At 68.7% G+C, this 23390-nt stretch carries 22 protein-coding genes and 1 pseudogene; 20 read left to right on the forward strand and 3 right to left on the reverse strand.

What is annotated here, in order from left to right:
• Window positions 1–15 precede the first annotated feature (15 nt).
• The 11 genes from A9Z00_RS09435 (at window position 16) to A9Z00_RS09485 (ending at window position 11539) form a co-directional block, all read left to right on the forward strand.
• Entirely contained in the window at window positions 16–3348 is a 3333-nt protein-coding gene (locus A9Z00_RS09435) for a WIAG-tail domain (RefSeq protein WP_296976318.1), read from the forward strand.
• Window positions 3349–4042: 694 nt separating this feature from the next.
• Window positions 4043–4756, forward strand: a complete 714-nt coding sequence (locus tag A9Z00_RS09440) for a glycosyltransferase family 2 protein (protein ID WP_296976321.1) — start codon at window positions 4043–4045, stop codon at window positions 4754–4756.
• Between the two features lie 219 nt (window positions 4757–4975).
• Window positions 4976–5797 (forward strand): glycosyltransferase family 2 protein, encoded by an 822-nt coding sequence (locus tag A9Z00_RS09445; RefSeq protein ID WP_296976323.1) that lies wholly within the window; start codon window positions 4976–4978, stop codon window positions 5795–5797.
• A complete protein-coding gene (locus A9Z00_RS09450) occupies window positions 5782–6534 on the forward strand; it encodes a glycosyltransferase family 2 protein (protein ID WP_296976326.1) in 753 nt (250 codons plus the stop codon). The genes A9Z00_RS09445 and A9Z00_RS09450 overlap by 16 nt, the downstream gene beginning before the upstream one ends.
• A gap of 25 nt (window positions 6535–6559) precedes the next feature.
• Complete coding sequence (locus A9Z00_RS09455; RefSeq protein ID WP_296976329.1) at window positions 6560–7282, forward strand: sugar phosphate nucleotidyltransferase; 723 nt, start codon at window positions 6560–6562, stop codon at window positions 7280–7282.
• Between the two features lie 203 nt (window positions 7283–7485).
• A complete protein-coding gene (locus A9Z00_RS09460) occupies window positions 7486–8385 on the forward strand; it encodes a GT-D fold domain-containing protein (protein ID WP_296976332.1) in 900 nt (299 codons plus the stop codon).
• Between the two features lie 76 nt (window positions 8386–8461).
• Entirely contained in the window at window positions 8462–10000 is a 1539-nt protein-coding gene (locus A9Z00_RS09465; RefSeq protein ID WP_296976335.1) for a glycosyltransferase family 2 protein, read from the forward strand.
• 73 nt (window positions 10001–10073) lie between these two features.
• Window positions 10074–10361: a nucleoside-diphosphate sugar epimerase gene (locus A9Z00_RS09470; protein WP_296976338.1), complete on the forward strand. Its 288-nt coding sequence runs from the start codon at window positions 10074–10076 to the stop codon at window positions 10359–10361.
• Between the two features lie 16 nt (window positions 10362–10377).
• Entirely contained in the window at window positions 10378–10716 is a 339-nt protein-coding gene (locus A9Z00_RS09475; protein ID WP_296976340.1) for an alpha-helical endospore appendage domain-containing protein, read from the forward strand.
• Window positions 10717–10718: 2 nt separating this feature from the next.
• Window positions 10719–11231, forward strand: coding sequence for a hypothetical protein (locus tag A9Z00_RS09480; protein WP_296976343.1), 513 nt, complete (start codon window positions 10719–10721; stop codon window positions 11229–11231).
• Window positions 11228–11539: a hypothetical protein gene (locus A9Z00_RS09485; protein ID WP_296976345.1), complete on the forward strand. Its 312-nt coding sequence runs from the start codon at window positions 11228–11230 to the stop codon at window positions 11537–11539. The genes A9Z00_RS09480 and A9Z00_RS09485 overlap by 4 nt, the downstream gene beginning before the upstream one ends.
• Before the next feature lie 48 nt (window positions 11540–11587).
• Here the strand turns inward: A9Z00_RS09485 and A9Z00_RS09490 are convergent, their stop codons facing one another.
• The gene (locus tag A9Z00_RS09490) at window positions 11588–11803 is read right to left on the reverse strand and encodes a superinfection immunity protein (protein ID WP_296976347.1); all 216 of its coding nucleotides are present in this window, start codon (window positions 11801–11803) and stop codon (window positions 11588–11590) included.
• Window positions 11804–12058: 255 nt separating this feature from the next.
• Between A9Z00_RS09490 and A9Z00_RS09495 the strand changes: the two genes are divergently transcribed.
• The 8 genes from A9Z00_RS09495 to A9Z00_RS09530 all read left to right on the forward strand — a co-directional run bounded on the left by A9Z00_RS09495 (window position 12059) and on the right by A9Z00_RS09530 (window position 20971).
• The gene (locus A9Z00_RS09495) at window positions 12059–13207 is read left to right on the forward strand and encodes a CgeB family protein (protein WP_296976350.1); all 1149 of its coding nucleotides are present in this window, start codon (window positions 12059–12061) and stop codon (window positions 13205–13207) included.
• Window positions 13208–13291: 84 nt separating this feature from the next.
• On the forward strand, window positions 13292–14422 hold the full coding sequence (locus tag A9Z00_RS09500; protein ID WP_296976352.1) for a CgeB family protein: 1131 nt from the start codon (window positions 13292–13294) through the stop codon (window positions 14420–14422).
• 98 nt (window positions 14423–14520) lie between these two features.
• Window positions 14521–16119 carry a glycosyltransferase family 4 protein gene (locus tag A9Z00_RS09505; RefSeq protein WP_296976355.1) on the forward strand — a complete coding sequence of 533 codons (1599 nt, stop codon included), beginning with the start codon at window positions 14521–14523 and terminating at the stop codon, window positions 16117–16119.
• A 231-nt stretch (window positions 16120–16350) separates the two neighbouring features.
• Entirely contained in the window at window positions 16351–17454 is a 1104-nt protein-coding gene (gene wecB, locus A9Z00_RS09510) for a non-hydrolyzing UDP-N-acetylglucosamine 2-epimerase (RefSeq protein ID WP_296976358.1), read from the forward strand.
• Window positions 17444–18427 (forward strand): polysaccharide biosynthesis protein, encoded by a 984-nt coding sequence (locus A9Z00_RS09515; RefSeq protein ID WP_296976361.1) that lies wholly within the window; start codon window positions 17444–17446, stop codon window positions 18425–18427. Before wecB ends, A9Z00_RS09515 begins: the two co-directional genes overlap by 11 nt.
• A complete protein-coding gene (locus A9Z00_RS09520) occupies window positions 18424–19263 on the forward strand; it encodes a dTDP-4-dehydrorhamnose reductase family protein (RefSeq protein ID WP_296976364.1) in 840 nt (279 codons plus the stop codon). The genes A9Z00_RS09515 and A9Z00_RS09520 overlap by 4 nt, the downstream gene beginning before the upstream one ends.
• A complete protein-coding gene (locus A9Z00_RS09525; protein ID WP_296976366.1) occupies window positions 19260–20225 on the forward strand; it encodes an NAD-dependent epimerase/dehydratase family protein in 966 nt (321 codons plus the stop codon). The genes A9Z00_RS09520 and A9Z00_RS09525 overlap by 4 nt, the downstream gene beginning before the upstream one ends.
• A 26-nt stretch (window positions 20226–20251) precedes the next feature.
• Window positions 20252–20971: a glycosyltransferase gene (locus A9Z00_RS09530; RefSeq protein ID WP_296976368.1), complete on the forward strand. Its 720-nt coding sequence runs from the start codon at window positions 20252–20254 to the stop codon at window positions 20969–20971.
• A 134-nt stretch (window positions 20972–21105) separates the two neighbouring features.
• Here the strand turns inward: A9Z00_RS09530 and A9Z00_RS09535 are convergent, their stop codons facing one another.
• Both A9Z00_RS09535 and A9Z00_RS09540 read right to left on the reverse strand, forming a co-directional pair.
• Window positions 21106–21822, reverse strand: coding sequence for a glycosyltransferase (locus tag A9Z00_RS09535; RefSeq protein WP_296976371.1), 717 nt, complete (start codon window positions 21820–21822; stop codon window positions 21106–21108).
• A gap of 27 nt (window positions 21823–21849) precedes the next feature.
• Window positions 21850–22944, reverse strand: coding sequence for a glycosyltransferase family 4 protein (locus A9Z00_RS09540; RefSeq protein ID WP_296976373.1), 1095 nt, complete (start codon window positions 22942–22944; stop codon window positions 21850–21852).
• Between the two features lie 193 nt (window positions 22945–23137).
• Between A9Z00_RS09540 and A9Z00_RS09545 the strand changes: the two are divergent.
• Window positions 23138–23390 (forward strand): annotated as a pseudogene (locus A9Z00_RS09545) (IS1380 family transposase); the annotation flags it as partial.

A 23390-nucleotide genomic window follows, 5' to 3' on the forward strand; every position in this document is an offset into this window, starting at 1 on the left:
AAGAAGGAGTGGGCCATGGCGAAAAAACGGAGGGGAAGACCGGCCAGAGCGCGCAGACCGCTCTTTTATGTGGATGATCCGAACCGTTCCGAGCTGCGATGGCTCGACGAGCAGCCGGCCGTACGCCCGGGGACCGCGGAAGTCCGGCAGGCCGGGGTGTCCGGCGCCGTCGTGAAGGGGTCGGAGACGGCGGGCGTCCAGCCGGCGGAGACGTCTGCCGTCCAAACGGACCAGGCGGCGGAAACGGCGTCCGTCCGGTCCGTCGAGGAGGCGATCCGGGAAGCGGAACGGGACGCGGCGCTGGAGGCGGATGCGGTCGAATCGCTCGCGAAGGCCGAAGCGGACAGGGAAGCGAAGCTGGAGACGATCGGGGAGAAGCGTTCGCCCGTAAGGCCTGAGCCGATCATTTTCACGGACGATCTGGCGGACGAGTCGGTGACGGTCGGGAAGCTGGCGCCGGGCGCCGTCGACACGAGCAGGCTCCGGCTGGGTGCGGTCGTGACGCACACGATCGGCGATTACGCGGTGGAGAGCATCAAAATCGCGGACGGGGCCGTCACGTCGGCAAAGCTGGCACCCGAATCGGTGACCGGTGAACATCTGGCGCCGCATTCGGTGTCCGGCGACAAGCTGCTTGACCGCTCGATCGGCGGGGAGAAGCTGCGCGACGGCAGCATTACGCCGGACAAACTGGCGGACCGCGCGATCGGCGGCGACAAAATCGCACCCGGTTCGATCGAGGCGAAGCATCTTCAACCGGACATCCTGACGAGCGAGTTGATCGCCGACCATGCGATCGCGACGGAGAAGATCCGCAGCGGCGCCGTCACCCGCGACAAACTCGCGAACGAGGCGGTCGACACGTCCAAGCTCGCCGAAGCGTCCGTCACGACCTCGAAGATCAGGGACGGCGCGGTGACCGGAGCGAAGATCCGGGAAGGCGAGATCGAGAGCCGGCATCTGAAAGACGGGATTCTGCTCGCCAAGCACGTGTCGCCGGGTGCCATCCTGGGAAAACATCTCGCTCCGGGCGCCGTCGAGGCCGTGCATCTCGCCGAATCGGCGGTCTCGGGCCGCACGCTGGCGCCGGACAGCGTCGGGCCGGAACATCTGGCGTCCGGAGCGGTCCAATCGGAACATCTCGCGCCGGGAGCGGTCCGCGGCGAACACGTCGCACCCGGTGAGATCGGCACGGAGCAGATCGGGGACCGCTCGGTTACGGCCATGAAGCTCGCCGACGGCTCGGTCGGGACGATCAAGCTGGTCGATCATGCGGTCACCGCGTCCAAGCTCGCCGACCGGAGCGTCACCGCGGCGAAGCTGGCGGACGAATCGGTGCAGCTGCGCCACCTGGCGCGGCAATCCGTGGACGCGGACAAATTGGCCGACCGCTCGGTCCACGCCCGCCATCTCGCGGATCTCAGCGTCGAGGCGCGGCACGTGCAGCGGCAGGCGATCGGCACCGCGCATCTGGCGGACGAGGCGGTGACGAGCGAGAAGCTGGCACCTTTCGCCGTGCAGGAGGATCACATCGGTCCCGGAGCCGTCGGCATGATGCAGCTGGCGGACGGCGCGGTCGGGAACAGCAAGCTGGCCGAAGGCAGCGTCCGCCCGGAGCACATCACGCCCGGCGCCGTCCGGACGGATCATCTGGCGGACGAGGCGGTGACGTTCGACAAACTGGCGCCCGGGGCGCTGCGCGCGTTCCATTTCGCCGGGGGCGCCGTGACGGAGGAGGCGATCGCGCCGGGAGCCGTCTCGTCCGGTCATATCCGGGAAGAGGCGGTCGGCGCGGCGCATCTGGCGGACGGCGCGGTCGAGACCCGGCATCTCGCGGACGGGGCGGTGACGGAGGGCAAGCTCGCGTCCGGCGCCGTGGTTGAGCGCCACCTTCGGCCGGGGGCGGTGAAGCCGCATCATCTGGAAGATCATGCGGTGACGTCGCTGAAGCTGTCGCCCGAGAGCGTCTCGACCGACAAGCTGGCGGATTCGGCCGTCACGTCGGCGAAGCTCGCGGACGGCGCGGTGACGCGCGCGAAGCTGGCGCCGGGTTCCGTCGGCCCGGAACAGCTGGACGGGCAGGCCGTCGGCGCGGAGCATCTGATGCCAGGCGCGGTCGGAAGCCGCCATCTGCAGCCGGGCAGCGTCGGCGGTGCGCACATCGCGTTCGGCGCCGTAAGCGGCGCGCATCTGACGGATCGGTCGATCGGTCCCGGGCAACTGGCCGAAGGCGCGGTGGGGCCGGAACATCTGGCCGGCGAAGCGGTGCGCAGCCGGCATCTGGCGGACGGCGCGGTGCTGGGCATCCACATCGCCGGCGATGTCGTGCGGGAACTGCATCTCGCGGACGGGGCGGTGACGACGCCGAAGCTGGCGGACGATTCGGTCACTTCGGAGAAGCTTGCGCCCGGCTCGGTCGGCGAGGCGCATCTCCGGCCGGAAGCGGTGGACGGCGCGCACATCAAGCCGGAGGCGGTGTCGCGGCGGCATCTCGCACCGGGCGCGGTCGGGAGCCGGGAGCTGGAGGAAGGCAGCGTCGACTCCGTGCATCTCGCTCCCGGCTCGGTCGGGTCCGAGCATCTGGCGGCGTCGGCCGTGACGCCGGCCGCGCTCGCGCCGGGCGCGGTGCAGGCGGAACATCTCGCGCTGGAATCGATCGGCAGCAAGCACCTGAAGGCGGAGGCGGTCCACGGCTACCACATCCGGCGCGGCTCGATCACGGCGGCGCATCTGGCCGAGGGGACGGTGGGGACCGGCCACCTGGCGGCAGGAGCCGTCGGCAGCCGGCATCTGCAGGCCGGGGCCGTCCGCGCCGAACATCTCGCGGACGGCGCCGTCACGGCCGCGAAGCTGGCGGGCGACGTCCTTGAAGCGCTGGCGGAAACCGCGCGGGCTGCGGTCGCTCCGTTCCCGGGTGCGGCGGCCGAGCCGGCGGACGCCGCACCGGGTGTGGCCTCAGGCGCCCGGATCGCCGACGGCGCGATTGCCGGACGCCATATCGCGGCCGACGCGATTGCCGATCACCATGTCCGCGACTACAGTCTGCCGGCGTCGAAGCTGGCCTTCAACCCGGTCATGGCGCCGGAGGGCGGCTCGGTGATGCAGCAGTTCGGCCTGGCGCCGTTCGCGTTCGCCGGAACGGAAGAGCGAATCGATGTCGCGCTGCCGTTCGACGAGACGTACGCCGACGATCAGTACGCGCTGGCGGTGACCGCGGACCATCCGGACGTCATCGCGACGATCCGGGAAAAACATCCCGAATACGCCGTCGTGACGGTCAGCCGGCTGCGGATCAGCCCGGCGCCGAGCGGCATGCTGAACTGGGTCGCCATCGGGTTCCGGGCGTAATCCGAAACCGGGTTGCGGTTGGTCCGGAGTCAGGCCGCGTGTGCGGCCATGGACAAGGATGCGGGGAACGTCCATCTTCCGCGGTGTTCACGGAACACCGCGGATCTTTTTTTGCCCGCGGGCGGCCGATGCAAATGTGAACGGCGGTGCAAGGGTGCATCCGTTGATTCCGCATCGATCCCGCATCCGGGACGGGAGTGCCGCCCACGAGTCATTTGCCGTTGCGCGCTCGTCTCCGGGACATACAATGGGATGGAATCGTTCGGACAATGAGGATCTTCCGGGGGTGACGGCTGTGCGGATATCCGGAAGGGCGCGTCAGACCGGCAGCCGCGGGAATGCCGGGGCGCGGCGGTTGGCGGGCAACCGGGCGGCGCTTCCCGTCCGTCGGTCGCCGGGCGGGAGGATGGCGCATCCGGCCCGCGTTCGCGGAAACGGGCGGCGTGCGGGCCGTCCGGCGGCGGGCGGAACGACGGCATCCCGCGGCAGGCGGCCCGCGTCCCGCGGGCGAAGGGGACGCCCGGGAAACGGGCGGCATCCGGCTGCCATGGAAGGGCGGATGCCGCCTGCGCATCCGGGCTTCGCACACCCGCAAAGGGGACAAGCGCCCACGGAGCTTCGGCCGCCGGAATCCGCGGCGACGGCCGCACCCGCGGGCGGAACGGAACGGCCGCACGGGCGGCCGGCCGTATCGGTGATCGTTCCGGTCATGAATGAAGCCCGCACGATCGGGGCGGTCGTGCGGGAGGCGCGCGGCGTCCATCCCCGCACCGAGGTGATCGTCGTCGTGAACGGCTCGACGGACGGCTCCGCGGCCGCCGCCGCCCGGGCGGGCGCGCGCGTGATCGCGTTCCCCGAGCCGCTGGGCCACGACGTCGGCCGCGCGGTCGGAGCCCGGGCCGCGCGCGGCGACATTCTGCTCTTCATCGACGGCGACATGGTGATCCGGCGGGAAGCGCTCGCGGCGTTCGTCAGGGCGGTCGGGGCGGGCGCGGATGTCGCGCTCAACGATTACCACGGGCCGACCCGCACGAGCCGGGTCCACGGGGTCGTGCTCGCGAAGCACGCGCTGAACGCGGCGCTCGGGCGCGCCGATCTCGGCGGAGCGTCGATGACGGCCGTGCCGCACGCGCTGAGCCGGCGGGCGCTGGAGGCGATCGGCGCCGACGCGCTGGCGGTGCCGCCGCTCGCCCAGGCGAAGGCCGCGGTTCTGGGCCTCGACATCCGCCTCGCCGGCCGCGTGCCGGTCGGACGCCTCAATCCGCCCCGCCGGGCGCGGGAGCGAAGCCGGTCGCTCGAGCCGCTGATCGTGGGAGACCATCTCGAAGCCATCGCCTGGCTGACCGAACGGACCGGTCCGCGCGGCGGGTTCGGAGACGGAGAGCGCCGGCGGGACAAAGTGAGGTGAGCGTCGTTGGCAGGCGGCCACAGCAAGGGAAGAACCATGCGGCGCCGGAAGGGAACCGGGTCCGGCACGGGCCGCATCCCGCGGCGGGGAAGCGTGCGCCGCGCGACCGTGCGCCGCGGAACCGGGAAATTTCCGGCCCGGAACGGGGGCATTCCGGGGCGCGGCCTGCGGAAACGGGCGCCCGGCCGTTCGGACCGCCGGTGGAAGCGGAGAAGGGCCGTGGGCGCCCGGGAGGTCCGCGGCCCGGCTCAGCCGGCCTTGTCTCCGGTGAAGCGTGCCGGCGCGGGAAGGCTGGCCGTCATCATCACGGCCCGCAACGAAGCCGAGACGATCGGCGGCGTCATCCGGGAGGCGCGGCGGCTGCATCCGGATGAGCTGATCGTCGTGCTGAACGGTTGCACGGACGGGACCCTCGCGGTCGTCCGCGCCTGTCCCGGTGTGACGATCCTCCACTATCCGGAGCCGCTGGGCCACGATGTCGGCCGCGCGGCCGGCGCCGCCGCGGCGGACGCGGACATCCTGCTCTTCCTGGACGGGGATCTCGCGCTTCCCGCGCACAAGCTGGCGCCGTTCGTGGAAGCCGTGCGCCGCGGCGCGGATGTGGCGCTGAACGGGCTCGACCGTCATCTCGGTCCGTTCAACCGGTGGGACGACGTGACGCGGATGAAGGCGTTCCTGAACCGCGCGCTCGGACGCCCGGATCTGGGCGCGGCTTCGATGACGGCCGTGCCGCACGCGCTGAGCCGCCGCGCCCTCGAGCGGATCGGGACGGCGGCGCTCGCCGTGCCGCCGAAGGCGCAGGCGCTCGCGATCGCGTCCGGCCTCGACGTGCGGATCGGCGGTTCCGTCGACGTCATTCGCCGCAACCGGCTGCGCGAGGCGAACACGGGCAGGGCCAATCCGGTATCGCGCCTGATCGTCGGCGATCATCTCGAGGCGCTGCGGGCGGTCATGGACCGGACCGGGCCGCGACTCGGGGTTCCCGACGCGTCGCGGCGCCGCGATGCGGCAAGGAGGGATTCGCCGTGCGCTACGGGCTGACGAGCATCGTGATTCCGAGCGTGAACGGGCTCATGCTGCTGCGCCGCTGCGTCGCGTCGATCCGGCGGTACACGGATCCCGTGAAGACCCCTTACGAAATCATCGTTGTGGACGACGGATCGGCCGACTCCACGGCCGAGTGGTGCGCGGACGAGCGGCTTCCGTTCATCCGGCTGCCGGACACCTGCGGTTTTCCCCGGGCGTGCAACAAGGGGATGCGCATGGCGGCCGGCGAGCACATCCTGCTGCTCAACAACGACGTCGTCGCGACGTCCCGCTGGCTCGAGAATCTGCTCGACGCGCTCCACGCGTCCGACGAAATCGGCGCGGTCGGGCCGGTGTCCAATTACGCCGCCCCCCGCCAGCGAATCGATCTCGCTTTCGACGGTCCGGATACGTTCGTCGAAATCGCCGGTCGCCTGAACGTGCCGGACCCGGCGAAGCGGGAACCGGCGCTCCGGCTCGTCGGATTCTGCCTGCTGATCCGGCGGGCGGTGTACGAGAAGGTCGGCGGCCTGGACGAACGCTTTTCGCCCGGGCACTACGAAGACGACGACTACTGCTTCCGGATCCGCATGCACGGGTACGGGCTGCGCATCTGCCGCGACACGCTCGTCTGGCATGAGGGCAGCGCCAGCTTCCGGATCGGCGGGGAAGCGGCGCAGCGGGCGCTCATCGCCCGCAACCGGGAGCTGTTCATCGCGAAATGGCAGGCGGATCCGGAATGGTTCCACTGACCGCGCAATACGGGGAGGGAGCGGCTTGAAGGCTGTGCTGCTTGCCGGGGGCGCCGGAACGCGTCTCCGGCCGTTGACGAAGCTGTACAACAAGCATATGCTGCCCGTCGGCGACCGGCCGATGATCGGCCATGCGATCGCGAAGGTGAAGGAGGCCGGGATCAGGGAAGTCGTGCTCGTGACGGGCAGGGAGTCGGCCGGCTCGTTCATCGCCTATCTGGGCAGCGGGCGCGAAGCGGGGCTGTCGATCACGTACCGGATCCAGGAGGAGGCCGGCGGCATCGCGGAGGCGCTGGCGCAGGCCGAACCGGCCATCGATCCGGACGACAAAATCGTCGTGCTGCTCGGCGACAACCTGTTCGAGGAGCCGCTGAAGCCCCACATCGAGGCGTTTGAAGCCCAGCCGGAAGGCGCGATGGTGCTGCTGAAGCGGGTGGACGACCCGGGCCGTTACGGCGTGCCGGTGTTCGACGGGTCGGGGCGCATCGCGCGGATCGAGGAGAAGCCGGAACGGCCCGCTTCGGATCTGTGCGTAACGGGCATTTATTTCTATCATGCGGACGTGTTCGGGATCATCCGCCGGCTTCGGCCGTCCCGGCGCGGCGAGCTGGAGATCACGGACGTGAACAACGTCTATGCCGCCTCGGGAAAACTGACCCACCGGACGCTCACGGGCTGGTGGACGGACGCGGGCACGTTCGAATCCTGGCATGAGGCGATCGACCGGTTCGGGAGGAGACGGACGTGAACGGCGCGGCGGTTCCGAAGGTTGGGGCGCGGGGGATACCCGGAACGAGTAGGCTGCGCGGCCCAAGCGGGAACGCGCGGGGGCCGCGCGGGCGCGCACGGAGGCGGAAGTCCGCCGGCCGGAGCGCCGCCGCGGGATCCTCCGTGAACGCAAGAAGAAGAAGGAGAAGGCGCCGCGGCTTTCCGTCCGGCGCGCGGCCGGCGGTGCGGAAACGGCGCCGGCCGGCGTCAGGAGGAGCCGCGGACGAACGGGAACGGGCGGAGACGGTCCCGGCCGCATGGATCGAGGAAGCGCTGGAGCGGGGCCGCTACGAGGGAGGCGAAATGCTGCTCGAGCAGGCGGTGCCGGCGGGTTTTTCGTCCGGCGACCTGACGCTTCGCGAGGTGATCGCGGCGGGCGTCGAGGCGCTCCGGCCGCGCCTGCTGCCGCTGATCGACGCGGCCGGCGTGTACCACGCGTTCGAAGCGGCGCTGGCCGAAGGACGGCCGATATCGGTCGTCCGGCTCGGCGACGGCGAGCTGCTGGCGCTCGCGCACGACGCGGTGTACGACGCGGAGACGGTCCGCCGCGAAGCGCCCTTCCTCGCCGCCGCGGGCCTGGTCGTGCCCGACCATGCGGCGCGGGCGCGGCTCGCGGAAGCGGTGCGGCAGGCTACGATCGTCGGCGTGCCGATTTCGCGCAGGCGGCATTTCGGTCAGCTGCTCGGCCCGGCGCTGGCCGCGAACGGCATCGACCTCCGGGCCCTCCGGCTGACGGAGTCGACGATCAATTACAGCCTGTACCAAACCGGGCTGCTGACCCGGCTTCTCGCGGGCAGGCGCACGCTCGTGATCGGCAACGCGGCGCCGGGGCTGGCGGAGCGGCTGCAGCAGGCGGGCTTCGCGGTGACGGGCGTCATCACGCCGGTCCGGGGCTTTCCGGACATCGACCGGGTGATCGGCGAAGCGGCCGCCGCGCGCGACAGCTTCGATCTGGCGCTCGTCGCCGCGGGCATTCCGGCCGTCGTCATCGCCTCCCTGCTGGCGGCGCAGTTCGGCAAGGCGGCGCTCGACTTCGGCCATCTCGCCGATCATATCGCCTCCAGACCGCCCGGCCAAATCTGACGGCTCCGTCCGAACGCGTCGGAACGGGCGGCCGCGGTGGGCCGGGTCGCCATCAACCGGAAGGGGGGTGGGACGGATGAAGGCACTCGCATTGGCGGCGCGCGGACGCGGGCGGCGGAACCGGCGGGGGAAGGCGCGGTCCGGGCGGAGCGGAAACGCGGCCGGATCGGCGCGGGAAGCGGACGGGATCAGCGCCGCCCGCGGGCACGCCGTCCGGCGGTCGCGCGGCCGGAGCACGGCCGTCCGGCCGGAGACGCACCATGGCGGCGGAACCGCCGCCGACGCCGGAAGGACCGGCAGCGCGGAACGCAGGCAAGCCTACGAGGCGGGGCGCGAAGCCGGCTACCGCGACGGCTTCGCGGCCGGGCTCCAGGGCTTCGGGCGGCTGTTCGACGGAACCAGCATCATCATTCCGACGCTGAATCAGCTGGAATATCTGCGGATGTGCGTGGACAGCATTTTCCGCCATACGTTCGTTCCCTACGAGATCATCGTGGTGGACAACGGCTCGACGGACGGAACGGCGGCATATCTGGAATCGCTGCGCGGCCGGGTCCGGTACCGGCTGCTGGACCGCAACCACGGCTTCGCCGGCGCGGTCAACCGCGGGCTCATGATGGCGAAGGGGCGGACGATCGTGCTGCTCAACAACGACACGGTCGTCACTCCCCGCTGGCTCGACAACCTGCTCGCGTGCCTGTACAGCCACGAGCGGATCGGGCTGGTCGGGCCGGTGACGAATTATATCGGCGGCGAACAGCTGATCGAGGTGCCGTACCGCGATCTCAGGGACATGCAGGCGTTCGCGGCCGCGTACAACCGTTCCGACCCGGCGCGCTGGCGGGAGACGGAACGGCTCACCGGTTTCTGTCTCGCGTTCCGGCGGGACGTGTGGGAGCGGACGGGATATTTTGACGAGGGATTTGCGTTCGGGAATTACGAGGACGACGATTACAACATCCGCGTGAAGCTGCTGGGCCTCAAGCTCGTGATCGCGGGGGACACGTTCATCCACCATTTCGGCAGCGTCAGCATCAAGGCGCTCGGACCGGAACTTACGGCCGTGAACGCGCGCAACGCGGCCCATTACGGCGAGAAATGGGGACACGATCCGCACGGGTTGGTGGCAAGGGTACGCAACTGGGTCCGGGCGCGTCAGCCCGCCGGCTTCGGAGACGATATCCAGGCCGCTTTCAGCGAGGCGGATTTCTATCCGCGGCACGTGGCGGTCCGGGATCTGAAGGGCGCGCTCTGGTGGATCGCTCCGGGCGAGCGCCGGCCGGTCGAAGGCGAACCCGCGATTCCGGCGGCGCGGCTGACCGCGATCGATCTCCGGCGCTGGCCGATCGGTCCGCCGATCGCCGCGGCGGAAGCGGAGCGGCTCTGGCACGGCGGCGTCTCCGGCGACGGGCGGGAGGGAGCCGTTCTCGTCCGCATGCCGGACGGCACGCTCCAGCATGTCGAGGACGGCGTGCGCCGGCCGATCGCGTCGCGCCTGGCCGCGGAGATGTGGGGGCTTGCGGAGAAGCCGGCCGTGCCGCTGACGGAGGCGCTCGCGGCGGCGCCGGAAGGGCTGCCGATCATCGCACCGGTGCGCACGGAACAGCGGCTTTGAGGCGAAGTGGCAGCGGGATGTTTTTCGCATATGCTGTAACGGATAAGGCGGGACACGGGGAGGCGGATCGGCGATGCAGCGTCTCTTGGACGAACTAATCCACCATCTGTCCCTGGCGCACGCCCAGGCGGCGCGCGTGCTGGAAGCCGAACGGCACGTCGCGGTGCGGATGGCGCAGATCATCCAGGCGCTGCCGGACCAGCATCCGGACCTCGGCGCGTTCGACGGGCTGATGGAGCATTCCCGGGAGCTCGGCAAGAGCATCGTCGCCTATCTGCACAACCTCGCCGATCTGCAGGATGCGATGGCCGAGCATCTCGCCGCCGTCATGAAGGAGCTGGACGGCGCTTCCGAAGAATGAGCGGGAGGAAGGACAGGTGAGCCGGGAACAGGCGTACATGCGCATGTTGAACACCGCCGCGAACATCCAGTGGAACGTGGCCCAGATTCTCGAAGCGAAGGCCGTCGAGGCGGAAAAAATGCGGAACTGGCTGATCAACCACGTCACGTCCGACGTGTTCGCCGACCACGAGAGCCAGGTGAAGCATCCGATCGGCATCCACGAGCATGTGCTGGAGACGATCGAGGGGCTGACGAAGCTGAGCCGCGGCCTGACCGGCGTCCTCAAGGCGGTGCTCGGTGGCGAGGGGGACGAAGGCGGCCAGTTCAGCCAGTTCAACCTGTTCGACGGCAAGCTCGATTTCGGGGATCAGTAGCGATGCCGCGGCTGGAACGGGAGCGGGAGGCGAAGCTGGCGCTGCTCGAAGCGCTGGCTTCGAGCCAACGGGCCGTCGCGCGCATGCTGGAGAGCGCGGCCGATCTGAACGCGCGCTATCCCGCGGAACGGCCGGAGGATGCGGCGGCGCTGCTGGCGCGCCTGGCCGCGCTGCAGCTTCGCATGTGCGAGTCGCTGCTCGGCGTGAAGCTGCGGCGTTTGCAATACGGGCGGCCGTCGGCGCCGTGGCTTGCGGGCAGCCGGCTCCGGCCGCGGATCGCGGACGGCGGTTCGGACGGCGGCGCAGGGGACGATCCGCGGACAAAGGCGGTTTGCCGCCATGCGCCTTGCGGCGTGGCGCGGGCGGGCAAGGTGCCGCGCGGCTGCGGCGGCCCGGTTGTTCGGCCATCGACCGCACGGCCGGAAAGGAGCCGGCTAGCGGCGCGGCTTCGGACGGCGGACGGGACGGGACGCCCGGCGGAGGGCAGGTTGACGGACGGGAGGGAACCGGAATGATCAGAAGGAGGAGAAGGCGGACGCGCTCCGGAACCGGCCGGGGCTCTTCGGCCCGCCGGCGGCTGCGCCGCGGGACGGCGCGGGCTTCCCGGCGCACGCGGCGCAGACGGTACGCGCGGCGCGGGAGGGCCGTCCGGCGCATCCCCGGCCGACGGACCGGAAGGAGAACCCGGCGTCTTCGCAGGCGCGGGAGCGGCGCGGCGGCATACCGCAGGGGATACAACGAGGCGTACAATGAAGGGTACAACGCGGGATTTGCGCAAGGGTTCGAAGACGGGCACCAGCTCGCATACGAGAGTCAGCCGTAACGGCGAAAGGCCCCGTCCACGAGTGGACGGGGCCGTTTCTTTTGTCCGCTAGTATCTGGCCACGGCGGGTCCGCTTCTGAATGCCCAGATCAGCAGGATGATCCAGCCGATGAACGACCAGCCGAGCAGAAGATTGAGCAGGAAGATGACGCCTTTGTGCTCATGGTCCCTGGCGATCGCCACGATGGCCGGCAGAAAGTAGCACGCCGCGAGCACCAGCAGGATCATGATACCGACAAAACCGACGGAACCGAAGACGGTCACGTGCCGCACCCCCCTTGCCGCGAAAACAGCTCCATCTCTCCATCTATACGTATCCGGCCGGCGGACGTTTCAACGGGCGGCTGCTGCCGTTCGCGGGAACGGACAGGCGAACGCCTGTTTTTGCCGCGGGCGGACAAGTGACCATGAGCACGCCGCCCGGCCGGCATATATTACCCAGGACGGCGCGGAAGGCGGGCGGGTCACGGCCTGCCTTCCCGGAAGGGCTCGAATACGGAGAAGAAGGCGGTGAGCCGAGTGCTGGCACGTGCAGGGCAAACGAGCCGCGGGCGCGGCGTGGCTTACGCCCGGACGGCTCTTCGCAGCGCTTACAAGGCGGGAAGGAGGGACGGCTGGCGGGTCGGCTGGTCCGACGGATGGCGGGAAGGCGCCGTCCTGGCGGCGGCGGCCGCGATTCCGCCGGTCATTCCCGAGCGGCTGCCCGTCCGGGTGATCTATGTGCCGCAGGGGTTCGAATCGATCGACGGCGGGATCATCGGCGCGCTCAAGCTGTACGCGGCGGAGCTTCACGTCGCCGATCCGACGCTGATGGCGGAGATGGCGTCGCTCATCCGGCCCGATCTCGTCCTCGTGCTGAACGGGCTGCACGTGTTCCCGGACGACCATCTCGAGCAGATCGACCGGATTCGGGAAATGGGAATCCGGACCGTCATCTGGTTCGCGGACGATCCGTACGTGACGGCGCATACGGCGGCGATCGCGCCGCATTACGACGTCGTCGTGACGCACGAGCGTTCGACGGTGGAATGGTACCGGTCTTTCGGCTGCCCCGAAGTCCATCATCTCCCGTTCGCCGCCGACATCGAGCGGTTCCGTCCGTTGAAGCCGCCGGCCGACTTCCGCTGCGACGTCTGCTTCATTGGCCAGGCGTTCTGGAACCGGGTCGAGACGTTCGACGCGATCGCGGAGGAGCTGGCGGGCCTCAAGGTGTTCATTGCCGGCGGACTGTGGGAGCGGCTCAGGAACTACGAACGGCTGAAACGGTCGATCCGGCCGGGCTGGCTGCCGGTCGACGAATCGGTGCTCTGGTACAACGGCGCGAAGATCGTGATCAATCTGCACCGACCGGCGGAGCCGGGCTCCGACAACGCGAATGCGAGCGGGCTGCCGGGGCTCTCGGTCAACCCGCGCACGTTCGAGATCGCCGCGTGCGGCGCGTTCCAGCTCACGGATCGGCGCCCGGATCTCGAGGCGCATTACCGTCCGGGCCTCGAGCTCGAGACGTTCGAAAGCCCGGCCGAACTGGCCGCGAAAATCCGGTATTATCTCCGCCATGACGACGAGCGGCGCCGGATCGCCGTGCGCGGTTACGCCCGGACGCTGCGGGAGCATACGTATGCGGTCCGCGTCGGCAGCCTGCTGCGGCTGCTCGGGTACGGCGGGTGACGGCGCCGAATCGTCGGTGTCGCGCGGAAGGTCTGACGGCGAAGCCGTGCGCCGGATCGGGATCGTTGACTGGACGAAGGAGGGATGTTCGTGACCGCCGCGGCAAGGAAGCGCTCCGTCAGGAGTAGGGCGCATGCCGCCCGCTATGCCGCCGGGAGCCGCGACGGCTGGCGGGACGGCTGGCGGGACGGCTACTGGATGGGGCTGTGCGAGTGTACCGTCCTGCGGGCCGCCGGGACGCCGCCGCCGGTGCGGGATGTCCACATCCTGTACGTGCCGACCGGAAAAGGGTTCCCCTATTCGCCGATCGACGAGGCGGTGGCGGCCGGCCTGGGGCAGCTGGTGACGCGTCTCACCGTCGCCGGCCGGGAAGAGGCGGTGCAGGCGGCGGCGACCGTCCGGCCGGATCTGGTGCTGTTCCTCGACGGCCTGCACGTTCCGACGGACATTCCGGACCGGATCCGCGAGCTCGGCATCCGGACGGCCATCTGGTTCACGGACGACCCGTATTACACGGACCTGACCGCTTCGATCGCGCTGCATTACGACGAGGTGTTCACGCTGGAGGCAAACTGCGTCGATTTCTACCGCGCGTCCGGATGCCCGCGGGTGTGGCATCTGCCGCTGGGCTTCCATCCCGGCCATTTCCGTCCGCAGAACACGCCGGCTGACGTGAGGTGCGACGTCGCGTTCGTCGGATCGGGTTATTGGAACCGTGTGGCGTTTTTCGACCGGCTGCTGCCGTATCTGGAGGGCCGGAACATCCGGATCATCGGCTATTGGTGGGAGCGGCTGCGGGACTACGAGCGGTTTCAGTCCCGGATCGAAGGGCGCTGGATGACGCCGCAGGAGACGGCGCAGGTCTACAGCGGCGCGAAAATCGTCATCAACATGCACCGGGAACCGGATGACGGCACGTTCAACAGCAACAGCCTGGGGGTGGGCGCGGTGTCGCCGAATCCGCGCACGTTCGAGATCGCGGCCTGCGCGTCGCTGCAGCTGACGGATGTCCGGGGCGAGCTGGCCGCGTATTTCGTGCCCGGAAGGGAAATCGAGACGTACGCCTCGCCGGAGGAGCTCGCGGCGAAGATCGACCATTATCTCGCGCATGAGGACGAGCGGCGGGCGATCGCGCTGAACGGGCTGTACCGGGTGATGCGCGATCATTCGTACGTACGGCGGCTGGAGCAGATGCTCGGCGTCCTGTTCGGATGATGCGCGGGCGCGCGGGCGCGGGGGGTCATGTGCCGGGCCGTGCCGTCCGCCCGCCCCATATGATGGAGTACGCGATGAAGGAGGACCCGAACGATGTGATGCATGCAAGCAAACCGCGGCTCATCGTGTTTGCCCATCTGTGCAATCCCGATTTCGTGACCGGCGCGGAGAAGCTGACCGCCTTCATGCTGCGCGAACTGGCGGCCTGGTATGACTGCGTGCTGGCGGTGCCGGGCGAAGGGCGGATCGCGGCGGACGCGCGCGCGGACGGCATCCGGACCGCCGTGCTGCCGCTGTCCCTCGCCCCCTCGTTCTATCTCGGCCTGCCGCATTGGCGGCGGGAACTTCAGGAAGGGATGGCCGGCGAGCCGTTCCGACAACTCGTGCGGTGGCTCGCCTCCGAGGAGCCGGCGGCCGTGCTGACCGCCACCTGCGTCCATCCGCTGCCGGCCGTCGCCGCACGGGCGCTCGGCATTCCGGTCGTCTGGGCGGTGATGGAGGCGATGCGGGAGACGGAGCATACGGCGGAGATTGCGGGATTCATCGCCGCGCATGCCGACCGGATCGTCGGCATATCGGAGACGGTGCTCGCGCCGTTCCGGTCGCCGGAAGCCGGCGCGAAGGCCGCGCTGCTGCCGCCGTCCTGGGATGACCATGCGCTCAGGCCCGAGGAATGGCCGCTGCATCGCGACAGCACGCGCCGGATGCTCGGCGTGGACGCTTCGCAACCGCTCGTCGGGTTCGTCGCTTCCTCGATCTATGCGAACAAGGGTTTCCACCATTTCATGGAAGCGACGCTGGCGGCGGCCGCACGCCATCCGGAAGCGCGGTTCCTGATCGCCGGCAATCCGGTCGATCAGCCGTATTTCGAAGCCGGACTCGGGATGGCGCGGGAAGCCGGCATGCTCGACCGGTACCGGTGGATCCGGTACGAATCGCGGATCGATCGCATCTATCCGGCGTTGGACGCGCTGGTCGTGCCGAGCCTGGCGCCCGAAGGGTTCGGGCTGACCGCGCTGGAGGGGATGGTGTTCGGAAAGCCCGTCGTCTCGTACGCCGCCGGCGGGCTCGCGGAGATTCACGCCGCGACGGACAACGCCGAATGGGCCGTGCCGACCGGCGACGCGGCCGCGCTGGCCGCCGCGCTGATCCGGCTGCTCGACCGGCCCGGGGAACTGGCCGGCATCGGGGCGCGCAGCCGCGAGGCGGCGGTCGCCGCCTTCGGCATCGACGCGTACCGGGCGAGGCTGCAGGCGTTCCTGGCCTCGTTCCGGCCCGAGTCGATGCCGCGCGGCTTGCTGATCCGCGGGAGCGGACCCGCGGTCTATCTGCGGCAGGGCATTGCGCTGCGGCCGTTCGCGTCGAAGGCGGCGTTCCTCGCCGCGGGGCATCGGCCCGAAGACGTCCGCCAGGTGCCGGACGAGGTGATCGCGGCGCTGCCGCAAGGCCCGGCGATCGGGGGCGGCGCGGCCCGGGGCGGCGGACGGCGCCGCCGGCGCGCGCGGCGCATGCGGAGCGGACGCGGGGCGCGCGGCCGCAGGCGCTCACCGCGCGGCGCAAGGGCGAGGCGGCCGTCGGGGCGGCGGGCACGGCGGCATGCGCGCAGAGGCGGACGGATCGTCCGCCGCCGGGTTGCGGGAAGCGGCCGGCGGAGGGTGCGCGCCCGCCGCGGCCGGTTCCGGCGCCGCAGGGGGTGAGCCGGCGAGCGGCGGGATCGGCCGCGCGGTTCCCCCCCGGGGCGCCGCGGCGGAGCTGCCATGCGGATGCCGCGTGACAAAGGCGCTTGAGCCGCCGCGGGGCGTTGCAGCGGGGATGCCGTGCGGGCAAGGAAGGACGAAACGCGACGGAGTCGCTGCAAAGCGGCCGCGGCGTTGACGGGATGCGGACGAAATGGCGGCGATATCATCCAGGAAGGCAGGTAGAGGGGTTTGCGCGTCGCGACGATTCTCGGCACGCGGCCGGAGATCATCCGGCTCAGCCTGATCATAGCGAAGCTGGACCGGCTGGCGGATCGGCACGTGCTCGTGCACACGGGGCAGAATTTCGATCCGCGGCTCAGCGACATTTTCTTCGGGGAGCTCGGGGTGAGGAAGCCGGACTATGCGCTGCCCGCGGCGGCGGATGACTATTCCGTCGGGGCGCAGCTCGGGAAGATGTTCCGCGAGACGGGCCGCATCCTCGCACGGGAGAAGCCGGATGTCGTGCTCGTCCTCGGCGACACGAACAGCGCGCTGTGCGCGGTGCTGGCCGAGCGGATGGGCATCCCGGTCGTGCACATGGAGGCGGGCAACCGCTGCTATGACCTCAAGGTTCCGGAGGAGAAAAACCGGCGCGTGATCGATGCGGTGTCGACGATCAACATGCCGTACACGCCGTACAGCAAGCAGAATCTGCTGCGCGAGGGGTTCCCTTCGGAACGGATCGTGATCTCGGGCAATCCGATCCGCGAGGTCATCCTGCACCACGAGGAGCGCATCCGGGCGAGCGACGTGCTGAAGCGCCTGAATCTCAAGCCCGGCGAGTACATCATCGTGACCGCGCACCGGGCGGAAAACGTCGACGTGCCCGAACGGCTCGCCTCGATCGTCGAAGGGCTGAACCGGACGGCGGAGCGGACGGGCAAGCGGCTCATCTGCAGCGTACATCCGCGCACCCGCCACCGGATCGAAACCGGAGGGATGCCGGTCAGGCTCCATCCGCTGGTCGAATTTCACGAACCTTTCGGATTTTTCGACTTCGCGCGGCTCGAGCAATCGGCGTTCTGCGCGATTACGGACAGCGGCACGGTGCAGGAGGAATGCTGCCTGTTCCAGGTTCCGACGGTGACGATCCGCGATTCGACGGAGCGGCCGGAGACGGTGGACTGCGGCAGCAACGTCGTCTGCGGCGTGGCGGCGGAACGGATCGCGGAAGCAGTGGTCGCGATGACGTCGCTGCCGGCCCGCTGGAAGGTGCCGGAAGGGTACGATGCGGACAACGTGTCGGACATCGTGGTCAAATTTTTGCTGGGAGGGAAATGGGGTGTTCACTAATGCACGCATTCTCGTGACGGGCGGCACCGGTTCGTGGGGACACGAGCTGGTGCGCCAGTTGCTGCCCCAGGACCCGGCGGAAATCATCGTCTACTCCCGCAGCGAGGCCGCGCAGGTCGCGATGAGCCGCGAGTTCGAGGACCGGCGCCTCACGTTCCGCATCGGCGACATCCGGGACCGGGACGCGCTCACGGCCGCCTGCGCCGGCGTCGATTACGTGTTCCATCTTGCGGCGCTGAAGCACGTGCCGGTCTGCGAGGAGCAACCGTACGAGGCGCTCAAGACGAACGTGCTCGGCACGCAGCACGTGATCGAGGCGGCGGTCGCGAACCGGGTGAAGCGGGTCGTCTACATCTCCACCGACAAGGCGGCGAACCCGTCGAATTTCTACGGCATGACGAAGGCGATCGGCGAGAAGCTGATCGTCTACGCGAATCTGCTGCGCAGCGGCACGACGTTCGTCTGCGTCCGGGGCGGCAACGTGCTCGGCACGAACGGGAGCGTGATCCATCTGTTCCGGCAGCAGATTCTCCAGAATCGGGAAGTCAGGATCACGGACCGGAGGATGACGCGGTTTTTCCTGACGCTCGAGGATGCGATCCGGCTGCTGTTCAAGGCGGCGGCGGAAAGCGTCGGCGGGGAGATTTTCGTCATGATGATGCCGAGCTGCCGGATCGTCGATCTGGCGGAGGTGCTGATGGAGGCGTACGGACGGCGGGTACCGATCGTGGAGACGGGTACGCGGCCGGGCGAGAAGATCGACGAGATTCTGCTCACGGAGTTCGAAAGCGAGAGCACGGTCGTCTATGACCGCGAGTATCTCGTCATCCTGCCGCCGCTTCATATCCCCGGCCTCCGGGAGCGGTACGCGGGGTACCCGCAGCCGGCGATCCGGAATTTCAGCTCCGCCGACAATCTCATGACGAAGGATGAGATTCGCGAGATGCTCGTCCGGGGAGGGTTCATCCCATGAGAATGCTCGTCATCGGCGGAAACGGGATGGCAGGCCACATGATGGTCCGGTATTTCCGGAAGGCGGGCGCCGAAGTCCTGTATACGGTCCGCAAGGCGTCCGGCGGAACCGGCGAACTGGTGCTCGATGCGACGGATCTCGACGCGGCGGCGGAGGCGGTGGAGCGGGTCCGTCCGGACCTGGTCGTCAACTGCGCCGGCGTGCTCAATCAGGATGCGGAGCGGCGCCCGAAGGAGGCCTATCTCGTGAACGGCCTCCTGCCGCACTGGCTGGCCCGGGCGGCGGAATTGGCGGGAGGCCGGCTCATCCACATCAGCACGGACTGCGTGTTCCGCGGCGACCGGGGCGGCTACAAGGAGTCGGACCGGCCGGACGGCGAGACGGCCTACGCGCGGACGAAGGCGCTCGGCGAGGTGCATGATCCGCGGCATCTGACGATCCGGACGTCGATCATCGGTCCGGAGATTCGGGAGAACGGCATCGGGCTTCTCCGCTGGTTCCTCGGACGGAAGGGGACGGTGGACGGCTACGCCCGGGTGCTGTGGAACGGCGTGACGACGCTGGAGCTCGCGCGGGCGGTGGAGTATGCGGCGGCGCGTCCGGAGATCGGCGGGCTCGTGCATCTGACGGCGTCGCGCGTCGTCAGCAAGATGGAGCTGCTCGAAATGTTCCGCGCGGCGTTCGGGAAGGAAGACGTGACGATCCGTCTCGTCGACGAGCCGCGCATCGACCGGACGCTGGTGCGGGAGCGGACGGATTTCGGGTACACGCCGCCCGATTATCCGGAGATGCTCGCGGAGCTGGCCGAATGGATGCGGGAAGGGTGGCCGGGATGAGCGGCGTCCGTCTGCTCGTGACGGGGGCGGGCGGCTTCTGCGGGCTGCATGCCTGTGCGTTTTTCGCCCGGCGGGGGTACGAAGTGGTCGGCGTGCTGCGGCACGCGGACGATCCGCGGACGGCGGTGCTGCAGCGGCTGGGCGCCGGAGCGGAGTTCTGCGATCTGACGGATCGGACGGAGGTGGACCGGCTGATCGCCCGGGTCCGTCCGGAGCGGATCCTGCATCTCGCGGGCTTGAGCTCCGCCGGGCCGTCCTGGCGGGAGCCGGCGCGGTATCTGGAGGTCAACGTGATGGCGGCCGTCTATCTGCTCGAGGCGGCGCGAAGGGAGATGGGCGACCGTTTCCGATTCGCGGCGGCGGGTTCGATGCTGCGCTTCGACTGGCCGCCGGACGGCGGTGCGCCCCGGCCGCCCCATCCGTACAGCCTGAGCAAGACGCTGCTGACCGCCGTGGTGCAGAGCTGGCATCATCTGTACGGGACGGCGGCGGTCGTCGCCGAGCCGGCGAATCTGATCGGGCCGGGTCCGTCCCTCGGCCTTCCGGCGCTGATCGCGGCGCACATCCGCGCGCTCCGGCGGGCCCGGCTGGCCGGCGCGCCGGACCCGGCGCCGTTCCGCCTGAGCAGCCTGACGGAACGGCGCGATTACGTCGACGTCCGGGATGCGGTGCGGGCGTACGAGGTGCTGCTCGAGCGCGGCGAGCCCGGGCGCGTCTATCCGATCGCGACGGGCCGGCAGCGGACGCTCGGCGAGGTGGCGGCGGCATACGAGCGGGCGGCCGGTTTCCGCGTGGAGTGGCTGATCGGCGACTCGGACGCGCCGTCGCCGCCGCCGGCCGATCCGTCCGCGCTCACGGCGCTCGGCTGGCGGCCGGAAATTCCGTTCGCGCGTTCGGTGGCGGATACGCTGGACGACGACGCCGGCGGCGTCGCCTGGTTCATGCGGACCGGGCAGGACTAAGGAAGCGCCATAGCGGGGGATGCAAGGTGGCGGATGCGACGATCGTGATTCCTTTTTACAACGATCCGTATGTCGCGGAGGCGGTGGAGAGCGCGCTCGCGCAGACGCATCCGTCGGTCGAGGTGATCGTCGTCGACGACGGCTCGACGGAGCAGGCGGAACGGCTCGGGCCGTATCTCGACCGGATCCACTACATCGGCAAGGCGAACGGCGGCACGCCGAGCGCGCTCAACGCGGGTTTCCGCCTCGCGTCCGGCCGGTATGTCGCGTGGCTCAGTTCGGACGATCGCTTCCGGCCGGAGAAGATCGCCCGCCAGATGGCGGCGATGGAAGCGGCGGGCGCGTGGATCGGCCACACGGCGTTTGCGGTCATCGACGGCGAGGGGCGCGTGACGAACCCGCACGTGTCGCCGGGCGGCGATCGGGTGGACGCGTTCTATCGCGCTTTCGTGAACGGCAATCCGGTGAACGGCTGCACGGTCATGATGCGCAAGGAGCTGTTCGAACGGCTGGGCGGCTTTGACGAGGGGCTGCCGTATACGCATGATCTCGATTTCTGGTATCGGGCGATGCTGGCGGGGTTTCCTTTTCACTACCTGGATGAGCCGCTCACGGAATATCGGATGCACGAAGCGATGGGAACGGTCCGGCACCGGGAGGCGATCCGGGAGGAAGTGGAAGCGACATTCGCGAGGTACGCAAGACGGTGGAACGCTTTTCTGCGAAATCTCGGGATCGCGGTGTAGGATTGCAAAAATATGGATGACATTGGATCGCGTACGACACGCCGGGATGATGAAGATGAAGCCTCCGGTCCGTTTCCGCCGAAAAGCGGAAGCATCCGGAGGCTTCGTCATGTTTCCGCGGGACGGCCGGCCCTTCACCCCGGCATCCTGTTCACGTGGTGCTGAAGCAGATGACGATAGCGGTTCTGCACCATCTGCACCTCCGCCTGGATCGCGGCGTAATGGCGCATCGTGCCCATCGCGGGGTGGCGGCGGTAGATCGTGAGCGGCTCGTTGATGAAATGGAAGTCGATGCCGGACAGCAGCGCGCGGATCCACAGATCGTAGTCGTGGGTGTAGGGCAGCGATTCGTCGAACCAGCCGAGCTCGGCGACGAGCGATTTGGACATCATGACGGTGCAGCCGTTGATCGGGCAGAAGTTCATAAATGCGGCGGCGAACTGCCGGGCCGTCGGAAACACGGCGGCCGCGTTGTGCTGGACGATGATGCCGCTTTCGTTCATGACGTGGAAGTTCGTATGCGAGAGGCGCGCGCCGGTATGGTGCATGTGCATGACCTGACGCTCGATTTTCGTCGGCACGAACCGGTCGTCGGAGCTGAGCCAGGCGACGTACTGTCCGGCCGCCATCCGGATGCCGTGGTTGAGGGCGCTCGCGGTACCGCCGTTTGCCTTGCCCAGATAGTGGATGTGCCGCCGGTACGGATCGAGCAGGTGCTGGTACGCGGTCGAACCGTCATCGACGACGATCACTTCGGTGTACGGATACGTCTGGCTCAGGGCGCTCTCGACGGCCTCCGCGATATACGGATCGTTGTGGAACGGGATGATGATCGATACGGTCGGTCCCATGCGTTTCACCCCCCGCATCACCGTATTTCATCCCGGCGGCCGGATGCCGAGCGCCAAGAGCACATTCCGGAAATCGGCGGCATAGCGCGAAGCGGAGAAATTTTCATGGACATACGCTTCGCCCTGCAGCCGGATGGCGGTGCGCAGGGCGCTGTCCTCGATGAGCGAGATCGCCTCCTGCACGCCCGCGTTCAGATCCGGCGGGAACAATTTGCCCGTGATGTTGTGCAGGATCGTGTTGCGCACGCCGTCGGAGTCGGTCGACAGCACCGGGCAGCGGCAGGCGGCCGCCTCGGCGACGGCGTATCCGAATCCCTCGATATGCGAGGTCGAGACGAGCATGCCGCCGGAGTCGCCGATGGCCGAGTAGTAATACGGCATATGGTCGTGCGGAATGTTGTGAAACATCCGCAGCCTGTCCCGGAGCCCCAGGGTCTCGACCGTCGTCTGGAAGGCTGCCCGCTGCCACGGCTCGCTGATGTTCGGATCCTCGAACATCCACAGTTGCAGGAGCGGGTAGCGCTGCGCCAGCGCCGCGCCGAGCTCGAGGAAAAGCTGCCAGTTCTTGTTCGGCTCGATGCGGCCGACCCAGGCGAGGATCGGCGCGTTCGTCGGGTTGAGCCACGGGGCGGGCCGGTAGTGGAACAGGTTCCGGTCGACGATGTTCTGCAGGAAGAACCGCGGAAAATCCGGGAAAATCGCGTTGACGAGTTCCAGCATGTGCGAAGACGGCTGGGCGAGGACGGCGCTGCCGTACATCCGCACGAAGAATGACGCGGCGTGCAGCGTGCCGACGGCGGCTTCCCGGCTGCCGTACCCTTGCGCGTCGTACAGGATCGGGCCGGCGTAGCCAAGGCCGCGCAGCCGCTGCAGCATGAGATGGTCGCAGACGGTGACGATCGCGTCGTAGCGGTACGTGTTCAGGATGTTGACGATGTCGGGATCGTAGTTCGTGATGAAAAGCGGAATGTCGCGGATGTTCTGCCGGCCGGCGCCGTCGTGCAGGTAGAGGAGATGTCCTTCGATGCCGATCTGGCGGAGCGCGATGCAGCGCGTCCGGTTCAGCGTCTCGACGCCGCCGCTCGGCACGAAATAGGTGAAGAGCATTCTCATGGCACGCATTCAGCCCGCTTTCGCATAGGGATTTGAACCGATCGGTTCATCCTATGCGGACGGGGACCGGCCCGCAAGGGACAAGAGGTTATCCTGAATTTCGAAAGTAAAACTCTTTTAAAAACATAAAAAGGGCTCCTGTTCTTTGGTAGAATGGTGTTTGACGAAAAAAACTCCAGCCAAAGAAAGGAGCACCTTTAAGGTGAAGTCTACCACACCCGTCAGCAAAATCAAGACAGAATTTTCCCTGCGACATGCGACCAGTTTCGGAGGCGCCAAAATCTTTCTGGAATACCTCGAGAAAATCAAGCTCGCCAAGGCGCTGCAGGGGCTATCGTTTGCGAAGGCAAACAACTCGTTGTTTCCCCTCTACCGCATCCTGCTGTATCTCATTGTCGGCTGGGTGCTCGGCTGCCAGCGGCTCTTTCATTTTCGCAAGTTGCAATATGATCCGC

Source organism: Thermobacillus sp. ZCTH02-B1 (genome assembly GCF_002159085.1).
Lineage (GTDB): Bacteria > Bacillota > Bacilli > Paenibacillales > Paenibacillaceae > Thermobacillus.

Bases quoted from the DNA above. Each gene is read 5' to 3' on its own strand.
- A9Z00_RS09535 (WP_296976371.1), bottom strand. From the start codon at position 21,822: ATGGGACCGACCGTATCGATCATCATCCCGTTCCACAACGATCCGTAT.
- A9Z00_RS09500 (WP_296976352.1), top strand. From the start codon at position 13,292: ATGTTCGTGACCGCCGCGGCAAGGAAGCGCTCCGTCAGGAGTAGGGCG.
- A9Z00_RS09465 (WP_296976335.1), top strand. From the start codon at position 8,462: ATGAAGGCACTCGCATTGGCGGCGCGCGGACGCGGGCGGCGGAACCGG.
- A9Z00_RS09525 (WP_296976366.1), top strand. From the start codon at position 19,260: ATGAGCGGCGTCCGTCTGCTCGTGACGGGGGCGGGCGGCTTCTGCGGG.
- A9Z00_RS09520 (WP_296976364.1), top strand. From the start codon at position 18,424: ATGAGAATGCTCGTCATCGGCGGAAACGGGATGGCAGGCCACATGATG.
- A9Z00_RS09435 (WP_296976318.1), top strand. From the start codon at position 16: ATGGCGAAAAAACGGAGGGGAAGACCGGCCAGAGCGCGCAGACCGCTC.
- A9Z00_RS09480 (WP_296976343.1), top strand. From the start codon at position 10,719: ATGCCGCGGCTGGAACGGGAGCGGGAGGCGAAGCTGGCGCTGCTCGAA.
- A9Z00_RS09505 (WP_296976355.1), top strand. From the start codon at position 14,521: ATGCATGCAAGCAAACCGCGGCTCATCGTGTTTGCCCATCTGTGCAAT.
- A9Z00_RS09470 (WP_296976338.1), top strand. From the start codon at position 10,074: ATGCAGCGTCTCTTGGACGAACTAATCCACCATCTGTCCCTGGCGCAC.
- A9Z00_RS09540 (WP_296976373.1), bottom strand. From the start codon at position 22,944: ATGCGTGCCATGAGAATGCTCTTCACCTATTTCGTGCCGAGCGGCGGC.
- A9Z00_RS09485 (WP_296976345.1), top strand. From the start codon at position 11,228: ATGATCAGAAGGAGGAGAAGGCGGACGCGCTCCGGAACCGGCCGGGGC.